Below are 17528 nucleotides of genomic sequence, written 5' to 3'. Positions count from 1 at the left end.
GATACCCGCACCCGCCGTGACCGATGCCTTCGGCACCGGCGTGCCGGGCATCCACTCGCCCCACAGCCCCCGGCCGAGCAGCAACGACGAGCTGCGGCAGGCCCTCTCACGCGTGCGCACTGAGGTGGGCAAGGCCGTCGTCGGCCAAGACGGCGCCGTCACCGGGCTGATGGTGGCGCTGCTGGCGCGCGGGCACGTGCTGCTCGAGGGGGTTCCGGGGGTGGCGAAGACGCTGCTCGTGCGTTCGCTGTCGGCCGCGCTCAGCCTCGACACCAAACGGGTGCAGTTCACGCCCGACCTGATGCCCGGTGACGTGACCGGTTCGCTGATTTACGACGCACGCTCGGGCGAATTTCAGTTTCGTGACGGGCCGGTGTTCACGAACATCCTGCTCGCCGATGAGATCAATCGCACTCCCCCGAAGACGCAGTCTGCCCTGCTCGAAGCTATGGAAGAGCGTCAGGTCAGCGTCGACGGAGTCAGCCGGCCCCTGCCCGACCCGTTCTTGGTCGCGGCGACCATGAACCCCATTGAATACGAGGGCACCTACACGCTTCCCGAGGCGCAACTCGACCGGTTTCTGCTGAAGCTGACGCTCGAGATTCCGGGTCGCGAGGCCGAGATCGCCGTGCTCGAGCGACACGCGGCGGGGTTCAATCCGCGTGATCTGGCGGCCGCCGGCGTCACACCCGTGCTCGATGCGCGGCAGCTGCACGAGGCGCAGGCGGCTGTCGCGGCGGTGCGGGCGACTCCGGATGTTCTGGCCTACGCCGTCGATCTGAGTCGTGCCACGCGCCAGAGCCCCTCAGTGAAACTCGGGGTGAGCCCGCGCGGCAGCACGGCGTTGCTCGCCTCGGCCAAAGCGTGGGCCTGGCTCAACGGCTTCGACTGGATCACACCCGACCACATTCAGGCGATGGTGCTGCCGGTGCTGCGGCACCGCATTCAATTGCGGCCAGAGGCCGAACTCGAGGGCGTGTCGGTCGACACGATTCTGCGCGGAATTCTCGCGCAGGTGCAGGTGCCCATCTGATGCGCGACATGCCTGGTCGCGGCGGCGGGCCGCGCCGTGAGGGCGCGAGGAGGGCGAGATGACCGTGTCTGGGAGGTTCGTGTTGCTGCTGGCGCTCGGCGTCGTGCCGGTGGTCGTACTGGGGCAGGCCTACGACATCGCGGGCGCTGTACTGGGGTGGTGGTTGGTGCTGTGCGTGTTACTGGGCATCGCCGACCTCTGCCTCGCCGCTTCGCCCAGGCGCCTGGGCATCGAGCGCGTGCTGCCCGCGCGGGTGCGGCTTGGTGAGGCCATTGTGGCCGAGCTGTACCTCACGAACAACGGCCGCCGGGCGCTGCGCGGGGTGGTACGTGATGCCTGGCAGCCGTCGGCGGGGGCGGTGCAGGCGCGGTTCGGGGTGCGTATTCCGGCCGGTGAACGGCGGCTCGTGAGCGTCGAACTTCGGCCGTTCAGGCGGGGCGAACGCCGGGTGCAGCTCACGAGCATCCGCTCGTTCGGGCCGCTCGGTCTGTGGGCTCGGCAAGCTTCGCTGGTCGCGCCGGGGCGAATTCGCGTGCTGCCGCCGTTCGCGTCTCGAAAGCATCTGCCGTCGAGGCTGGCGCGGCTGCGCGAACTCGACGGTCGCACGAGCGTGATGATTCGCGGGCAGGGTACCGAGTTCGATTCACTGCGCGAGTACGTGCGGGGCGACGACGTGCGCTCCATCGACTGGCGCGCGACAGCCCGGCGCGAGGAGGTGGTGGTGCGCACCTGGCGCCCCGAGCGCGACCGGCGCGTGGTCATCATCATCGACACCGGACGCACATCGGCCGCCCGCATCGACGACGAACCGCGCCTCGACACGGCCTTCGAGGCGACCTTGCTGCTCGCGGCGCTGGCCTCCGCCGCGGGCGACCGAGTGGATGTTCTCGCCTACGACCGCCGCGCCAGGGCCCGGGTGCAGGGCGCCACCGGCCCCGCCCTGCTCTCGCAACTCGTCGATGCGCTCGCCCCCGTCGAACCCGAGCTGCTCGAAATGGATTGGTCGTCGATCGCCGCCCAGGTGCGCCAGATCACCAACCAGCGCTCGCTCGTGGTGCTGCTCACCTCTATCGAGACCCCGGGCTCATCGCAGGGCCTGCTCGCGGCGCTCCCCCAGTTGACGCGGCGCCACACCGTCATGGTCGCCTCCGTGACCGACCCCGCTACCTTCGCAGCCGTTTCGGTTCGGGATGACCGCACCTCGACCTACCTCGCGGCCGCGGCCGAGCGTGCCCTGCTCGACGTGTCGCGGGTCTCTGCCGCCGTGCGCCAGCTCGGAGCCGAGGTCGTGACGGGCGCCCCCGCCGACCTCCCGCCTGCCGTAGCAGACGCCTACCTAGCCCTGAAGGCCGCCGGCCGCCTCTGACACGGCCAGAGTCAGGCAGCAACGAGGCGCTTGGCGCCGGCGTCGAAGTCGGCGAGGTCGCCGGTGTGCCCGGCACGGGATGCCCGGCCGCCCACGAAGACGATGTAGAAGATGAACGCGGCCAGAGCAAGAGCGCCGATTCCGATCTTGACGGGCCAGGGCCACGGCTGCGGCGTCACGAAGCCCTCGATGACTCCCGAGACCAGCAGCACGAAGATGAGACCGATGGCCACCGTGAACAGGGCCCGCCCGTCTTCGGCGAGCGCCTGCCCGCGCGTGCGAGCGCCAGGGGCGATCCACGCCCAGAAGATGCGGAGGCCTGCGGCCGCGCCCACGAAGATGGCCGTTAATTCGAGCATCCCGTGCGGCAGAATGTAGGCGAAGAAGACGTCGCCGCGCCCGAGGTGGAAGAGCACGCCCGCCGAAACGCCGATGTTCATGGCGTTCTGCAGCAGCAGGAAGGGCACGTAGACGCCGACGATGCCGAACGCCACGCACTGGGCGGTGATCCAGGCATTGTTGGTCCAGACCTGCCCGGTGAACGAGGCAGCGGGGTTCTCAGAGTAGTAGTTGACGAAGTCGTTCTGCGCGAACTTCTGCAGTTGGTCGTCGGTGCCGAAATTCGCGAGCACCTGCGGGTCGTTCAGCACCCAGAACGCATAAAGAACGCTCACGAGAATGGTGGCACCAGCGACCACGAGGATGATCCAGCGCAACCGGTAGAGCGCGGCCGGCAGCCGCAGGGCGAAGAACTCGGGTACGGCGGCGAACAGGTTCGTGCCAGAGCCGGTGAAGCGCGCACGCGCGCGCGACAACGACACCGAGAGCCGGTCGCCCGCAACGGTCGACCCGGCCGAGGTCTTGAGGGCCGAGAGCTCGGTGGCGCCGGCCTGGTATCGCTCAATGAGTTCGTCAGCCTCGGCACCAGAATACGTGCGGCGTCGGCCGAGCTCGTCGAGACGACTCCATTCGTCACGGTGGGCTGCGGTGTAGGCGTCGAGATCCATCTGCTTAGATGATAGCCATGGCTGAGCCCCTTCTCGCCCCCGCCGCCGCGGCCCACTCGCTCGAGCACAACGACGAGCTGCTGATCACCGGTGAGGCCGTTGCGCTCGACGTTCGGCCGGCGAGTTTCATTCTGCGAGCGGCCGGCGGAATCATCGATGTTCTCGTGTCGCTCTGGCTCTTAGTTCTGCTGATTCTTCTGCTCCCGCTGTGGGAAGGCCATGGCGATGCAGATCCGGACTTGGCCACAGCGCTCATGCTCTCGTCGCTCGTCTTCTGTATCGTGGTGGTGCCCACGGGTCTTGAGACGCTGATGCACGGGCGGTCGCTGGGCAAGCTCGTGATCGGCGCGCGCGTGGTTCGCGATGACGGCGGTGCGGCATCCTTTCGCCACGCCTTCATTCGCGCGCTCACCGGTGTGCTCGAGATCTACCTGACCTTCGGCGGGCTCGCCATCATCGTTGCGCTGCTGAACGCAAAGTCGAAGCGCCTCGGCGATCTGCTCGCCGGAACCTTCAGCCAGCACGAACGCGTACCCCGCCTCGTGTCGAACGCACTTCCCGTGCCGCCGCCGCTTCTCGGCTGGGCGCAGATCGCAGACGTAGCGAAGCTGCCCGACCGCCTCTCCCGCCGCATCGCACAGTTTCTGGCGCAGGCGCCGCGCATGACTCCGGATGCCCGTGCCCGCCACGCCTGGCAACTGATGAGTGAAGCCGCGCCCTACGTAGCTCCGCTCACGGCGGCGCCCCCCGAGGTGATGCTGACGGGTATCGCGGCTCTGCGCCGCGACCGGGAGTTTCAGGCGCTGCAACTCGAGCGCGCCCGGCTCGAGCGGCTGGCGCCGGTGCTCGCGGGGCTGCCGCACGGCTTTCCCGAGCGCTGACTCTTGAAACTACTGAGTCAGTAGCGGTAGTGCGAAACCTTGTACGGCCCCTCGACCGGCACGCCGATGTACGCGGCCTGCGAAGGCGTCAACACTGTGAGCTCCACGCCCAGCGCGTCGAGGTGCAGGCGTGCCACCTTCTCGTCGAGAATCTTCGGCAGCGTGTAGACGCCCACGGGGTAGTTCTCGGGGCTGCCCCAGAGCTCGATCTGAGCAAGCACCTGGTTCGTGAACGAGTTGCTCATCACGAAGCTCGGGTGGCCGGTGGCGTTGCCGAGGTTCATCAGACGCCCCTCGGAGAGCACCAGCACCGAGCGACCGGTGGGCAGACGCCACTCGTGCACCTGCGGCTTGATCTCGACCTTCACGGCACCCTCAATGCGTTCGAGGCCGGCGATGTCGATCTCGTCGTCGAAGTGGCCCACGTTCGCCACGATGGCGAGGTGCTTCATGCCGAGCAGGTGCTGCGTGGTGATGACGTGCTGATTGCCCGTGCCGGTGACGAAGATGTCGACCGTGTCGAGCACAGATTCGAGGCGGGCGACCTGAAAGCCGTCCATCGCGGCCTGCAGGGCGTTGATCGGGTCGACCTCGCTCACAATGACGCGAGCGCCCTGGCCGCGCAGCGCCTCGGCCGCACCCTTGCCTACGTCGCCGTAGCCCACCACGAACGCGACTTTTCCGCCGATCAGAACGTCGGTGGCGCGGTTCAGCCCGTCGGGCAGCGAGTGCCGAATACCGTACTTGTTGTCGAACTTCGACTTCGTCACGGAGTCGTTCACGTTCATCGCAGGGAAGAGCAGGGCATCCGAAGCCGCCAGCTCGTACAGACGGTGCACGCCGGTGGTGGTCTCTTCAGAGACGCCGCGAATGTCGGCTGCGATCGTGGTGAAGCGGTGGGGGCTCTCTTCGAGCGAGCGGCGCAGCAGGTCGAGAATGACGGTGTACTCGAACGTGTCGACCTCGGCAGCTGCGGGAACGGCGCCGGCGAGCTCGAACTCGCGGCCCTTGTGCACGAGCAGTGTGGCGTCACCGCCGTCGTCGAGAATCATGTTCGGGCCGATGTAGGTGTCGCCTGACTCTTCGGCTTCGGCGCTCCAGTCGAAGGCCTGGTCGGTGCACCACCAGTACTCTTCGAGAGTCTCGCCCTTCCAGGCGAAGACCGGCACGCCGTTCGGGGCGTCAGCAGTGCCGTCACGGCCGACGACGATGGCCGCCGCTGCCTCGTCTTGCGTGGAGAAGATGTTGCAGCTCACCCACCGCACCTGCGCGCCGAGGTCGACCAGCGTCTCGATGAGCACGGCGGTCTGCACGGTCATGTGCAGCGACCCCATGATGCGGGCGCCGGCCAGCGGCTTCGCGCCGCCGAACTCGGCGCGCAACGCCATCAGCCCGGGCATCTCGTTCTCGGCGAGACGAATCTGGTGGCGGCCCGCTTCGGCGAGGGTCAGATCGCGAACCTTGAACGGCAAAGCGGTGCGAGTGGATGCGGCGGCGAAAGTCATACCCCCATTATCGCTCACCAGGCTCAGAACTACGGAGAACTCAGCGCTTTAGAAGTCGTTGCCCACCGAAACGTAACGCATGATCTGCCAGCCCTGCGGAGCAGAGAGCCGCTCAGAGTGCCGCGCGCAGAGATCATAGCTGTGCGGTTCGTGCTGCGTGCTGAGCGGGCCGAGAACCGCCATGGAGTCGGCGTAGACGTAGGTGAGGGTCGAGACGGCTTCGCCTTGACATGACACGCGCGAGCAGGTTCTGGAGATCATCCATCTCAGACTAAGTCGGCAGGGGTCGATAGGCCCGGCGGGCGCGCCGTAAGCTTGGAGCATGCCTCGTTCACGGCGCAACAGCTCAGCGAAGACCTCCGCCGGTCGGTATCGCAATCGCCACGGGCGCACTCTGCGATCGTCGGTCACCGGGCCGCATCTGCCGCCGCTTCGCACCCGAATCGATCTGTTCGAGATGACTGTGGCGTCGACCGCCGACTACCTCAAGGGCGTCTGGCCCGACGAGCTGGCAGATGTGATCTTCGAGATCGGCGCTGTGCCGCTCGGGATGCCCGCTGAGGGCGCATCGGTCGATCGCTGGAGCGTCATCGGCAATCGCATCATCTTGTACCGGCTGCCCATTCAGCGCATGTCGAAGCTGCACCGCGACGACGAGTTGCACAAGCGCATGATCATCGAGAGCTGCGTCTTTCGGGCGGTCGCCGAGCTGCTCGGCAAAGACCCGTGGGATCTGGCGCCCGACCGCTTTCGGCACTTCTAAGGCGAAGAGGCCCCGCAGCGCATCCGCCCCGCCGCGCCGCGCCCGGCCGCTATTCGCCGGTGCCGCCGTAGATGGTGATCGGCGCCGCGAGGGGGCTCGCGGGGCTCACGCTGAACGCCGAAATGAGTCCGTCGCCGAGATAGCCGACGGAAGCCGTGAGCGGCGCCGACGTCACGACCGTATAGGGCGTGTTGGCCGCCACCGGCTGCCCTGCGGCACTGTTCGCGGCGACGGTGAACGTGATGGGCGTCGTATCGCCGGTCGTCGGCGTGACGGTGACTGCGGCATCGGTGTTCGTCGTATTAACCAGTTGCAGGCGCGGATTCGGCCCGGTCGCGGTGACGAACATGAACGTGCCGCCGATGGCCCGGCTCGACTGATACCACGCGAAGTCGGTTCCGCCGCTGACGACAGCCGAGCGTGCGCCCACGACCACGGGCTGGTCAGACGAGACGATGACGCTGTAACTGTCATCGGTGAGCGACGGAAACGGGAAGTCGGTGACGACTCCGCCAGCGGCACTGTAGCTCGCCGTCACATCGGCGACGCCGAGCGTTTCGCTCTTCAGGGTCACCGTCAGGGTCGCCCCGGCCGCCCCGGGCACGTAGACACGCAGTGCGGCGGGAAGGTCGCTCGATGCCGGGTCGGCCGCCTGCTCGGCGATGGCACTCGTGCTGATGATCTGCACGCCCGCGATGGTCTGGGTGAGCGCGGGCGCTCCGGTCGGGCCGGCCACGTCGATACCGCCGGGGGTGAGCCCTCGAATGACGCTCTGCTGAAGCGAGGCCAGTACGGTTCCGCCCGCTGCGGTGACGTGGATGACCGGCGAAACCACGCTGGGAGCGAACCCGGCCAGCGACAGAGCCCGCTGCGAGTGCGGTTGAACGGTGATGCCGCTGGTGCCGGGCGCATTCACGACTCCCGTTTCGTCGAAGATCGCGAGCGACACGGTTGACAGCACGCTGGTCGGGTTCGACAGTACAAGGTAGGCCGATCGCCCGGTCACGGTCGAACCCGCTGCGATCCAACTGTCGGCCGAAGCCTCAGAGCACTCCGAACTCGACAGCCCTACGAGATCTGACTGCGTGATCTGCTGCGATTGGCTGCCGCCGAGCAGGGTACCGTTCGCGCCAGGGGCGGTGAGGGTGAGCGGGTGCGACGGGCCGGTCGCCGCATCGGGAGTCGACAACGATCCGATGGTGAACTGCGTGCTCGACGGAGCGATACCGCCGATTACCGTAGGGGTGCCGAGCGAAACGAGCGAGGGTGCTGCGTTGTCTGACGAGGCTGCGCCGGGGTCGGCTGGCCCTACGTACGGCCCGGGGCAGGCCCGAGTCTGATCGGATGCCGCGGGCGTGACCAGCACGCTCGGCACCCCCGAGGCGACCGTCGGCAGCGACAACACCGCTGCGGCGCCCACCGTCGCGGCACCGAGGGCGAGCACGACAACACTCGTCGCGATGCGCAGACCCGTGCGCGCGGCAGAGCGCCCAGCGGCTCCGCTGCCAACACCGCTCGTCGCGCGCTCTTTCGCCGGCCTCGGAGCCCTCGCGGGCCGTGCGGCCTTCGGCTCTTTCACAGGTTTGGCGGCCTTTGCAGGTTTGGCGGGCTTTGCAGGTTTCGGCGCCTTCGTCGGCTTCGCGGTTCCGCCCGCGTTCGCCGAGTCGTCGGGCTGCCCAGCGTTCGCCGCGAGCACCCCCGGCTCAGCTTCAGCGGCCGTCGGGGCAGTCTCACCCGAGACGGCATTCCCGAGCTCCGCCGGCCCGGCTTGGGCCTCAGCGGCGGTCGGCGGCGCGTCGCCCGTGGCTACTTCTGCGGGAACCGAGTTCGGCGTCAACGACTCGGGGTTCGTCTCGGCGGCCGAGTTCTCGTCGAATTCACTCTGCACGACGCACCCCCTCCGCTACCACAACCTGTTGCTCGTCACTCTGCTCCACTTCGGCCGAAACCGGAGCATCGTCGGCGGCAGAACCCGACGCATCCGCAGGCCGCGGCTCCGCAACCGAGTCACCGTCAGCAACCGCGCCGTCGCCCGTTCCGCCGTCGGGCCCGGCACCGACCTCGTCGAGCGTGGTCGCCGCCCGCAACCCATGCGCCTCGAGCCGCCCAGCCGGCAGAGCGAGCAACAACGCCAGGCCGAAGATCACGGCCTGAATGATCAGGATCAGCACACCGATGGGCGTACCCGTGTTCGTCGGCGAGATGGCCGGCAGCGCCGAGAACCCGGGGGTTCCCGTGATCTGCCACAGCTCGCCCGCGAAGGTCTCACCGATCGAGGTGAGCGAAGAGTTGCTGTCGAAAGCGGTTTTCGAGCGAGCGAGAACGGCCTGAGCGTCCGGAGTCGCGGCCCCTCCCGTCGGCGGCGTCAGCACCACGAATTCGACGCCGAGTTGAGCGAGCTGAACGCTCGCGTCTGTTCCGCTTCGAGAGGCGAGGTTTCCGACCAGCTCGGCGACATTCTGGGCCTCTGGCGACACCGTGCTCGTCGTCGCCGCGAGCGTCGACTGCGTCTCGAGCGTGGCTCCCATGCCGTGCACGATCGACGCGGCCAGCCCGCCGTCGGCCTGCGGATTCAGCACCAGCGTGCCCACCCGCGGGTTCGACGCGGCCTCGGCCGTCACGAACGCGGGCAACGACTGCCCGGTGCTCGAGTGCACGTCGCTGGTCGCGGTCAGCGTCGACGTAGCCACCGGCACGGCCAGAATCGTAATGGCGAAGGCCGCCAGCACGGCCGGCAGGCTCGCGAACCGCTTGAAAGTCGACAGCCCGAAGGTGGCCGCGCCGACCAACCCGAGCCAGTACAGACTGAGACCGGCGCCCGGCCAGATAGAGACCTCGAGCGACCCAGTCGAACTCACCGAGATGAGTGTGGCCGCAACCGCCGTCGCGAAACCGAGAATGCCCACGACCGCCGCCACCGCAGCGAGGCCGGCGCGCCGCAGAAAGAGCGAGACGAGAGCGAGCAGAGCAAGTGGGGCGAGCAGGATGAACGCGATGAGCATCACCGTGTCAGACGACATTCCCACCGCAGAACCGATGCTCGCCCAGCCGCCCACGCCCGACTCGGGCAGCCCGAGCAGCAGGTCGAGCAAGCTGGTGGAGGCGTGCGCGTTCGGCAGCCCGGGGTCGGCGAACACGCCGAACAGATTGCCTCGCTGCAGCTGCTCCCAGGCGAGCGGTAGCACGAGCGCGAGGGCCGGAATCGGTATGCCGATGTACCTCATGACGGCCCGCCGGGAGAAGATCACGGCGCCGAGCCACAGCACCAGTAGCGCGGGCCAGAGCGACGGAGCGGCGGCGACCGTCGCAGCGAACAGCAGCGACGCGATAGCCGAGGCCGACCACGAGCGAGCCGCTGAGACGCCCGCGAGAAAAAGCCACGGCATGAGCAGGTGGGCGATGATGGCACCGGCTTGCCCGGCATCCATCGCGGCAAGAAACGGCGGCGCCACCGCCCAGAGCACTGCGGCGAAGATGCGAAGCCCCTGCCGGTTGGTGAACTTCGCAGCGCAGAACCAGGCCGCCAGCGCCGCGAGCGGAAACGAAATGAGATAGAGCACAACCATCGACACCGACGGTGACCAGAAGGTGAGCGAGCCGAAAATGGCGACGAGGTAGGCGAACGGGTCGGATGCCCCCCTGAACCCGAGGCCGAGATCACGCCAGCCGTAGCCGACTTGTGCCCAGAGGCCGCCCGGGTCTGAGCCGAGTGGCAGAAACGACCCACCGACGATGGCGCTCGAGCCGAAAAGGGGAAAGAAGAGCACGATGCCCACGACCGCGGCCGCCGCCACGATTGCCGCGCCGCCGCCCGAGAAGAACTGCAACTCTTCGCGCGAGCCACGGGCTTTCGACAGCGCAAGCTCACGAACGAGAGCATTACGGCGTCCAACCTCTGCACCGGGTATCCGCAGCGGAGCAAGCGCCTTCCAGCCGGCCTTCTTCGTCGTTCTGATCGACCGCCGAGCGGCACCCACCCGGCCGCTGAAGGCCGTTTTGAATGCCGCCGCGAATTCACCGGGCACCGCGCCGGGCTGCTTGCGCAAAACCTGAAAGAGGCTGCGCAAAACGGCGAGCGGAACGAGCGAAAGCCAGTGGAAAACCACGGCGAGGGGCGGCGCATAGACCAGCCGCCGGTGCAGTTGGGCTGCACGGCGGGTCGTCTGCCGCTTGCGGCGCGCAGACCCCTTGACCGAGGTGCCGGGGCCAGAGAGACCGTCTCCGGCCGTCGCGACCTTGGCCAACGGCACCGCGATCACCCGATGCCCGGCGAGCCGAACGCGAATCGAGAAGTCGAGACCGTTGTCGGCCGTGGGCAGTGCGGCGTCGAACCCGCCCAGTTCGTTGAACACGGTGTGACGCACCAGCATGCCAGCGGCGCCGAGGCCGAGCACATCGCTCATGCGTTCGTGCTGGGCCTGATCGAGCTCGCGCTCGACGATGGGCACGCTCGCGCCGAAGCGGGTCAGCGACTCACCGAAGCCCGCGATGAACGCAGAATCGTTCCACTCCATCTGTTTCGGGCCGGCAACCGCAACCGACGGGTTCACCTCGACCGCGGCGAGCAGAGCCGCGAGGGCTGACGGTTCTGGCGCGGTATCGTGCGCGAGCAGCCAAAGCCACTCGTCTTCTGATGCCGGCGGCGCAACCACACCGAGCGCGTGCGTCACCGCGACGCCAAACGAAAGTCGAGTGGATGCTGACAAGAACCCCGTGGGCTGCATCTCGGTGAGAAGCCGCGCAGAGCTGTCGGTCGAACCGGAGTCGACAACCACCAGCGAATCGGGCTGGCGCGTTTGGGCGCGAAGAGCCTCGAGCGTTCGCGAAAGACGCTCGGCCCCATTGTGGGCGACCAGTACGGCTGTTACTCGGGCTTGCATCCCTTAGACCTTAGACGCGGGCCAAGGCGAATCATCGTTGCTGCCCGGCGAGGCGCGAACCTCCGTGAACGCTGTGCGCGGGCTTAGCGGTCAGCCTGCTTCGCTCAGCCGGCTTGCTTACGCAGTTTGCGGCGTTCGCGCTCAGAAAGACCGCCCCAGATGCCGAAGCGTTCGTCGTTCGCCAGCGCGTACTCCAGGCATTGCGACTTGACCTCGCAGGTCTGGCAGATGCGCTTGGCATCGCGAGTGGAGCCGCCTTTTTCAGGAAAGAAGGCTTCAGGGTCGGTCTGGGCGCAGAGCGAATCGGTCTGCCAGGCGAGTGGGTTGTCATCGGCACCCGGTTGAGGCTGCCTGACACCGGGAACCCCCAGGTTGATGGGATCGACGAACCAGTCGTCTGGAGCCCCCGCGTGAAGGCCTGCAATCGGTCTTGGATTCACATCTGGCGACATATCACGCCCTCCCTTCTCTCAAGCTTCGGCGTGCCGAGTCTTTCTAGAAAACCCCTTGCAGTAATTACACCGGTGTAGTTCGCTCACGTCAAGTCGCAGATCGTAAACCCTCAACCGGGTATCTAAGGTTTCGACACGAGGCGTTTGAGCGAAACGTGTGGCGGTTTATCTACAGGTATCTATAAACTGCCACCATGCTGAGAAAAGTGGTGCTGATCGCGATGCCCCATGTCGCCCCGTTCGAATTCGGCGTCGTCTGCGAAGTGTTCGGAATCGACCGCACCGACATGGGTGGCCCGGCGTTCGACTTTCACATCGCAACCGCCGAGCCGGGCGCCGTGCCGACGAGCCTCGGGTACACGATGCAGATCGACGAGGGTCTCGCCGCGGCAGACGACGCTGACCTGATAGCGGTTCCGGCGCACCTGATCGACGACCCCGTGCATCCGGAGGTCGTACGCGTGCTGCGCGAAGCAGAGGCCCGCGGCGCGTGGATCGTGAGCGTCTGCAGCGGGGCCTTCACGCTCGCTGCCGCCGGTATTCTCGACGGCCGAAGCGCAACCACGCACTGGATGCACGCGGCCAGGCTCGCCCACGACTACCCCCTCACCGCGGTGAACCCCGACGTGCTGTTCGTCGAAGACCGGCGCGTCATCTCGAGCGCAGGCACCTCGGCCGGAATCGACGCCTGCCTGCACCTGGTGCGCACCGAACTCGGAGCGGCTGCCGCGAACGTCATCGCCCGCCGCATGGTGGTGCCTCCCCAGCGCTCGGGAGGCCAGTCGCAATACATCGCCGCGCCCGTCTCGCCCGTACAGAGCGACTCGTTCGCCGACGTCACCGAGTGGATGCTGCAGCACCTCGACGAAGAACTCTCGGTCGACGAACTCGCCCGCCGCGCCCTCATGTCACCGCGAACCTTCGCGCGCCGGTTTCGCGCCGACCTCGGCACCACCCCCGCGGCCTGGCTCAACAAGCAGCGCCTGCTGCGCGCACAACTGATGCTCGAGCAGAGCGATCTCGGGCTGGAGTCGGTGGCGGCCGAAACCGGTTTCGGGTCGGCCGCCGTGATGCGGCACCACTTCGTGAAGGTGCTGAAAACCACCCCGGCGGCCTACCGCCGCACCTTCAGCGTCACCACCGTGCCCGCTGCCGACCTCGAGCAGGCTCTCGCCCCCGTCTCGTGAGTGCCACCGTCTCGTGAGTGCCACCGTCTCGTGAGACCGTTGCGCCGGTTTGAGCCCGGCATAGCGATCTCAAGTCGTAGTAACGGTCTCACTATGTACGTGCGGAGCGTGAAGGGGGCGGCTCCCGTTAGTCGGCGCCGGGAGCAGCGAGAAAGAGCTCGCCAGATCCGGTGACGGTGAGGGCGCCCTCGTCGGGCGTGATGTAGAACGATTCGCCGCGCGTGACCGAGGTCTGGCCGGTAGCCGAGGTGACCGTCAGTGAACCCGCGGTGCAGAGAACGATGGCGGGGCCGTCGGGAGAGTACGAGGCCGACTTCGGGCCGGGGTGGCGCGCCTCGAGGGTGCCGCGACCGCCGTCGGCGTCGCCGGCGCGGTCACCGAGGGCGAACCGCACGAGCACGAAGTCGATGACGTCGGGCTGAAAGACCTCGACTCCGGGTGACGGATGCTCGGGCTCAAGATACGGCACCGGCACCGACGCGAACTGAAGTACGTGCAGCAGCTCGGGCACGTCGATGTATTTCGGGGTGAGCCCGCCGCGCAGCACGTTGTCGGAGGCCGCCATCAGCTCCACGCCGAGCCCCTGCAGATACGCGTGGATGTTGCCCGCCGGCAAATACAGCGCCTCGCCCCGCTTCAGCGTCACCCGGTTCAGCAGCAGAGACAGCACCACGCCGGGGTCGCCCGGGTACTCGACTGCGAGCGAGCGCACGGTAGCGAGCGCGTCGGCGAACTCGCCGGCTCCCGCACCGGCTCCCGAACCCGCATCATCACCGGCTCCCGCGCCCACCCCCACACGCACGCCGCCGCCGCCCAGCGCCGCGTCGCCCGCGACCAGCGCGGTCACCTGCGCCACGAGCGCTTCCACCTGCTCCGAGCCCGAGAGCAGCCACTCCACCGCGGTGCGCAGCGCCTCGGCCGTTGATCCGCGTAACCGCGACTCGAGCGCCTGAAGCGGCTCGGGCTCGGGAACCGCGGAACGGGCATCCGCTGCCCGAAGCAGAGCGAGTACGCCGCGAATCTCGTCGAGAGAACGGAAGCCGCAGAGCGCATCGAAGGTCTCGCTGAGTGCGTAGATGACTTCGGGTTTGTGCAGCGCGTCTTTGTAGTTGCGGTTCGGCGCATCGATGGCGAGCCCCTCGGCGTTCTCACGTTCGAAGCCGGCCTTCGCCATGCCGAGCGTGGGATGTGCCTGCAACGAGAGCGGCTTGGCCGCGGCCAGCACCTTGAGCAGAAACGGCAGCCGCCCGTGCGAGCCCGTTGCGGTCGCGGGGTCTGCAGCGATCCACTCGGTAAGCGTGCGGGCACCGCCCGTCAGCTCGGGGTGCACGATGACGCTCGGCGAACCCGCGTGCGCACCGAGCCAGAGCTCAGCCTCGGGCTTGCCGGTGGGCGGCAGGCCGAGCAGGTCGGTGATCGCCCGCGACGAGCCCCAGGCGTAGTCTCTGGGCGTGTTGGTGATCTGCACAAACATGGTGAACCTTCCCGAACGAGTCTTAGCCAAAACTACCAACGGGGTTTGATCAGCCGTGACCGCGTCTTAGGCTGGCCGAGATTTCGCAGGCGCTTGCCTGCTGCTTCGAGTACGCGAATGGATGATCGACCATGACTCTCACCACCGAACAGACCACCGCTTTCGAGCCTCTGGTCAGCGACTTCTACGGCTACCACAACCTGCTCAGCGCCCAGGAGAAAGAGACACTCGCGGCCCTGCGCGCGTACCTCGAGACCGAGGTGAAGCCCCTCGTGAACGACCTCTGGGAGCGCGCAGAGTTTCCCCACCAGGTCATCAAACGACTCGCAGAGCTCGGCCTCTACCGCTTCGCGTGGGAGGAGACGAAGACGTTCGAGAACTCGGCCGTCTTCCGCGGCTTCGTGGCGCTCGAACTCGCCCGAGTGGATGCCTCGGTTGCCACGCACGTCGGCGTGCACAACGGCCTCGCCATGGGCTCGATCAGCATCGCCGGCTCGGCCGAACAGAAGGCCGAGTGGCTGCCGAAGATGGCGGCCGGCGAGATCGTGGGCGCCTTCGGGCTCACCGAACCCGACTCCGGTTCTGACTCGGCGCAAGGCCTCCGCACGGTCGCCACACGCGACGAAGCGACCGGCGACTGGATTCTGAACGGCTCGAAGCGCTGGATCGGCAACGCCACGTTCAGCGACATCACCATCATCTGGGCGAAAAGTGCCGAAGACGGCCAGGTGAAAGGCTTCATCGTGAAGACCGACACACCCGGCTACACCGCCACGAAGATCGAGGGCAAGCAGGCCCTGCGCATCGTGCAGAACGCCGACATCACCCTCGAGAACGTTCGGGTGCCCGAGGCCCTGCGCCTGCAGAACGGCAACAGCTTCAAAGACACCGCCAAGGTGCTGCGCCTGACTCGCGCTGAGGTGGCCTGGGCGTCGGTGGGCAACTCCATCGGCGCGTACGACGCAGCGGTTCGGTACACGAAGCAGCGCGTTCAGTTCGGCAAGCCCATCGCGGCGCACCAGCTGGTGCAAGACCTGCTGGTGAAGAGCCTCGGCAACATCACCGCCAGCCTTGCCATGGTGGTTCGCGTCTCGCAGATGCTCGACGAGGGCACCCAGCGCGACGAGCACTCGGCGCTCGCCAAGGCCTACGCAACAGCGCGCATGCGCGAAACGGTCGCCTGGTGCCGCGAGGCGCTCGGCGGCAACGGAATCGTGCTCGAGTACGACGTTGCGCGCCACTTCGCCGACGCCGAGGCCCTCTACTCCTACGAGGGAACGCGCGAGATGAACACCCTCATCGTGGGCCGCTCGATCACGGGGTTCGCTGCGTTCGTGTAGCGGATGCCCGTGGGGGGCGCCGGTGGCTGCTCGTCAGGGTTTCGCCGCCTTCGGGTAGCGGATGCCCGGGGTCGCCGACGGCCGCGCGACCGGTTGTGCCACCTTCGTATAACAATTTCGGCCACGGGGGCCGCTGCCGAGCATCCTGACAGCAGCCCCTCGGTAGCCTTGAGCCCTGATGATGCTCTCTGCCTCCGACCCGGCTCTGCCTGCACCCGCACGCGTGCAGCCGGTGGTGGATGCCGCACCCAGCCCGCCCGGCCGAATCCGCCTGGCCGTGCTGGTGATCTTCACCTCGCTGGGCGGCGACGCCTGGCAGAGTCTGCTCGGCTGGCCGGCCTTCATCGTGCTGGTGGCCGCACTCAGCGCGGCGTGTGTCGTGTCGCTCGTGCGCAGCCACGCCGCGAACCCCCTGCCGCTGTCGAGGTACTCGAAGCCGCTCATCGCATTTCTGGTGCTCTGCACGCTGTCGATCATCTGGTCGCAGTACCCGAGTGCAACGGTGCTCGGCGTCGTTTCGCAGTGGCTGACGGCCATCGCCGGCGTCTTTGTTGCCATCTCGCTCTCGTGGGTCGAGATTCTGCGGGCGCTCGGAACGGCGCTGCGCTGGCTGCTCGGCCTCTCGCTGCTCTTCGAGTTCTTCGTGGCGGCCATCGTGCGCCATCAGGTGGGGGCCCCGTGGCTGCTCGACCCCTGGAATCGGCCGCCGGGCGATTACCAGTGGAGCGAGGGCAACCTCTTCAACGGCGGCGCCATTCAAGGCATCGTCGGCAACCGTAACCTGCTGGCGTTTCTGGTGCTGCTGGCGCTCATCGTGTTCACCATCGAGCTGATCGAGAAGACCCGGCCGATGGTGACGAGCGTCATCTGGATCGGAGTGGCGCTGCTCGAGCACGCCCTCACCCGTTCTGCCACGGTGCTCTTGGCTACGGCAGGTGTGGCCTTCGTCATGGTGGTGGTGCTGGTCGTTCGCCGGGTTCCGGTGGCCAAGCGGCTGATCATCTACCCGTTCGGTTTTCTCGGCCTGATCGGGCTCATCGCGGTCACGCTGAACCTCTCAGACCAGCTCTTTCCGCTGCTGCACCGCGGCGACAACCTCACCGGGCGAGTGGCGATCTGGAACACGGTGCTGAACCTCGCGTGGCAGCATCCGGTGCTCGGCTGGGGCTGGGTGAGCTACTGGGCGCCGTGGGTCGAACCGTTCAAGAACCTCATCGTCATCAACGGCACCGTGTACCTGCAGGCGCACAACGCCTGGATCGACGTGTTTCTGCAGCTCGGGCTGGTGGGCCTCTTCGTCTTCTCGTGCCTGATCGCTGCCACGGGCGTGCGGGCCTGGTGGATGGCCGTCGACCCTCCCCTCCAGCCACTCCACACGCCGCAAGCGGCGCGTGGAGCCTCCGGCCGTCGTGGGCCCACAAGTGCGTTGGTGGGGCGCCCGACGCCGTACCAGGCCATCGCACTCTTGCCGCTGCTCGTGCTGGCGGCCCTCGTCATCCAGAGCCTCACCGAGTCGAGGCTCATCGTGGAGGGCAACTTTCTGCTGCTCGTGCTGCTGGCGACCAAAGTGAAACTCGACCCGCTTCCGCTCGGGCCACCGCCCCGATCCATGCGATGATTCGTGTGACTCACGGTAGCGC

The 17528-nt window shown here is 67.4% G+C and carries 14 protein-coding genes; 7 read left to right on the top strand and 7 right to left on the bottom strand.

The genetic code is table 11. The annotated features are described in order from the left end of the window. Window positions 1-49: 49 nt before the first annotated feature. Window positions 50-1033: an AAA family ATPase gene (locus tag IEX24_RS02635; protein WP_372435715.1), complete on the top strand. Its 984-nt coding sequence runs from the start codon at window positions 50-52 to the stop codon at window positions 1031-1033. Window positions 1034-1091: 58 nt separating this feature from the next. Beyond that, complete coding sequence (locus IEX24_RS02630) at window positions 1092-2399, top strand: DUF58 domain-containing protein (RefSeq protein ID WP_188673198.1); 1308 nt, start codon at window positions 1092-1094, stop codon at window positions 2397-2399. An 11-nt stretch (window positions 2400-2410) separates the two neighbouring features. On the opposite strand, the gene IEX24_RS02625 is transcribed toward IEX24_RS02630, so the two are convergent. Next, window positions 2411-3406, bottom strand: coding sequence for a stage II sporulation protein M (locus IEX24_RS02625; protein WP_188673196.1), 996 nt, complete (start codon window positions 3404-3406; stop codon window positions 2411-2413). Window positions 3407-3423: 17 nt separating this feature from the next. On the opposite strand from IEX24_RS02625, the gene IEX24_RS02620 reads away from it, so the two are divergent. Further along, entirely contained in the window at window positions 3424-4287 is an 864-nt protein-coding gene (locus tag IEX24_RS02620; protein ID WP_188673194.1) for an RDD family protein, read from the top strand. Window positions 4288-4304: 17 nt separating this feature from the next. Here IEX24_RS02620 and ahcY read toward each other — a convergent pair whose 3' ends face one another. Together ahcY and IEX24_RS02610 are read right to left on the bottom strand one after the other, a co-directional pair. Then, window positions 4305-5792: an adenosylhomocysteinase gene (gene ahcY / locus IEX24_RS02615; protein WP_188673191.1), complete on the bottom strand. Its 1488-nt coding sequence runs from the start codon at window positions 5790-5792 to the stop codon at window positions 4305-4307. Window positions 5793-5840: 48 nt separating this feature from the next. Then, window positions 5841-6053: a DUF3499 family protein gene (locus IEX24_RS02610; RefSeq protein WP_188673188.1), complete on the bottom strand. Its 213-nt coding sequence runs from the start codon at window positions 6051-6053 to the stop codon at window positions 5841-5843. 61 nt (window positions 6054-6114) lie between these two features. Here IEX24_RS02610 and IEX24_RS02605 point away from each other — a divergent pair, with 61 nt between their 5' ends. Next, on the top strand, window positions 6115-6555 hold the full coding sequence (locus tag IEX24_RS02605) for a metallopeptidase family protein (RefSeq protein ID WP_188673185.1): 441 nt from the start codon (window positions 6115-6117) through the stop codon (window positions 6553-6555). 49 nt (window positions 6556-6604) lie between these two features. Here the strand turns inward: IEX24_RS02605 and IEX24_RS02600 are convergent, their stop codons facing one another. The 3 genes from IEX24_RS02600 to IEX24_RS02590 all read right to left on the bottom strand — a co-directional run bounded on the left by IEX24_RS02600 (window position 6605) and on the right by IEX24_RS02590 (window position 11887). Further along, window positions 6605-8443 (bottom strand): DUF5719 family protein, encoded by a 1839-nt coding sequence (locus tag IEX24_RS02600; protein ID WP_188673183.1) that lies wholly within the window; start codon window positions 8441-8443, stop codon window positions 6605-6607. Continuing rightward, entirely contained in the window at window positions 8433-11435 is a 3003-nt protein-coding gene (locus IEX24_RS02595) for a glycosyltransferase family 2 protein (RefSeq protein WP_188673182.1), read from the bottom strand. The genes IEX24_RS02600 and IEX24_RS02595 overlap by 11 nt, the downstream gene beginning before the upstream one ends. 104 nt (window positions 11436-11539) lie before the next feature. After that, window positions 11540-11887 (bottom strand): WhiB family transcriptional regulator, encoded by a 348-nt coding sequence (locus tag IEX24_RS02590; protein ID WP_188673180.1) that lies wholly within the window; start codon window positions 11885-11887, stop codon window positions 11540-11542. 194 nt (window positions 11888-12081) lie between these two features. Here IEX24_RS02590 and IEX24_RS02585 point away from each other — a divergent pair, with 194 nt between their 5' ends. After that, window positions 12082-13074 carry a GlxA family transcriptional regulator gene (locus tag IEX24_RS02585; RefSeq protein WP_188673178.1) on the top strand — a complete coding sequence of 331 codons (993 nt, stop codon included), beginning with the start codon at window positions 12082-12084 and terminating at the stop codon, window positions 13072-13074. A 127-nt stretch (window positions 13075-13201) separates the two neighbouring features. On the opposite strand, the gene manA is transcribed toward IEX24_RS02585, so the two are convergent. Continuing rightward, on the bottom strand, window positions 13202-14548 hold the full coding sequence (gene manA, locus IEX24_RS02580; RefSeq protein ID WP_188673175.1) for a mannose-6-phosphate isomerase, class I: 1347 nt from the start codon (window positions 14546-14548) through the stop codon (window positions 13202-13204). A 131-nt stretch (window positions 14549-14679) separates the two neighbouring features. On the opposite strand from manA, the gene IEX24_RS02575 reads away from it, so the two are divergent. Then, the gene (locus IEX24_RS02575; protein ID WP_188673172.1) at window positions 14680-15888 is read left to right on the top strand and encodes an acyl-CoA dehydrogenase family protein; all 1209 of its coding nucleotides are present in this window, start codon (window positions 14680-14682) and stop codon (window positions 15886-15888) included. 178 nt (window positions 15889-16066) lie between these two features. Further along, window positions 16067-17506 (top strand): O-antigen ligase family protein, encoded by a 1440-nt coding sequence (locus IEX24_RS02570; RefSeq protein WP_188673169.1) that lies wholly within the window; start codon window positions 16067-16069, stop codon window positions 17504-17506. Window positions 17507-17528: the final 22 nt, after the last annotated feature.

It is taken from the genome of Subtercola lobariae, from assembly GCF_014640255.1.
GTDB classification, from domain to species: Bacteria; Actinomycetota; Actinomycetes; order Actinomycetales; family Microbacteriaceae; genus Subtercola; species Subtercola lobariae.
Note: the sequence above shows the minus strand (reverse complement) of the source record. Positions and strands in the feature narration are given on the sequence as shown.

Coding starts and splice junctions, on each gene's coding strand:
- IEX24_RS02630 (WP_188673198.1), top strand. CDS start 1,092: ATGACCGTGTCTGGGAGGTTCGTGTTGCTGCTGGCGCTCGGCGTCGTG.
- IEX24_RS02625 (WP_188673196.1), bottom strand. CDS start 3,406: ATGGATCTCGACGCCTACACCGCAGCCCACCGTGACGAATGGAGTCGT.
- IEX24_RS02620 (WP_188673194.1), top strand. CDS start 3,424: ATGGCTGAGCCCCTTCTCGCCCCCGCCGCCGCGGCCCACTCGCTCGAG.
- ahcY (WP_188673191.1), bottom strand. CDS start 5,792: ATGACTTTCGCCGCCGCATCCACTCGCACCGCTTTGCCGTTCAAGGTT.
- IEX24_RS02610 (WP_188673188.1), bottom strand. CDS start 6,053: ATGATCTCCAGAACCTGCTCGCGCGTGTCATGTCAAGGCGAAGCCGTC.
- IEX24_RS02605 (WP_188673185.1), top strand. CDS start 6,115: ATGCCTCGTTCACGGCGCAACAGCTCAGCGAAGACCTCCGCCGGTCGG.
- IEX24_RS02595 (WP_188673182.1), bottom strand. CDS start 11,435: ATGCAAGCCCGAGTAACAGCCGTACTGGTCGCCCACAATGGGGCCGAG.
- IEX24_RS02590 (WP_188673180.1), bottom strand. CDS start 11,887: ATGTCGCCAGATGTGAATCCAAGACCGATTGCAGGCCTTCACGCGGGG.
- IEX24_RS02585 (WP_188673178.1), top strand. CDS start 12,082: ATGCTGAGAAAAGTGGTGCTGATCGCGATGCCCCATGTCGCCCCGTTC.
- manA (WP_188673175.1), bottom strand. CDS start 14,548: ATGTTTGTGCAGATCACCAACACGCCCAGAGACTACGCCTGGGGCTCG.
- IEX24_RS02575 (WP_188673172.1), top strand. CDS start 14,680: ATGACTCTCACCACCGAACAGACCACCGCTTTCGAGCCTCTGGTCAGC.
- IEX24_RS02570 (WP_188673169.1), top strand. CDS start 16,067: ATGATGCTCTCTGCCTCCGACCCGGCTCTGCCTGCACCCGCACGCGTG.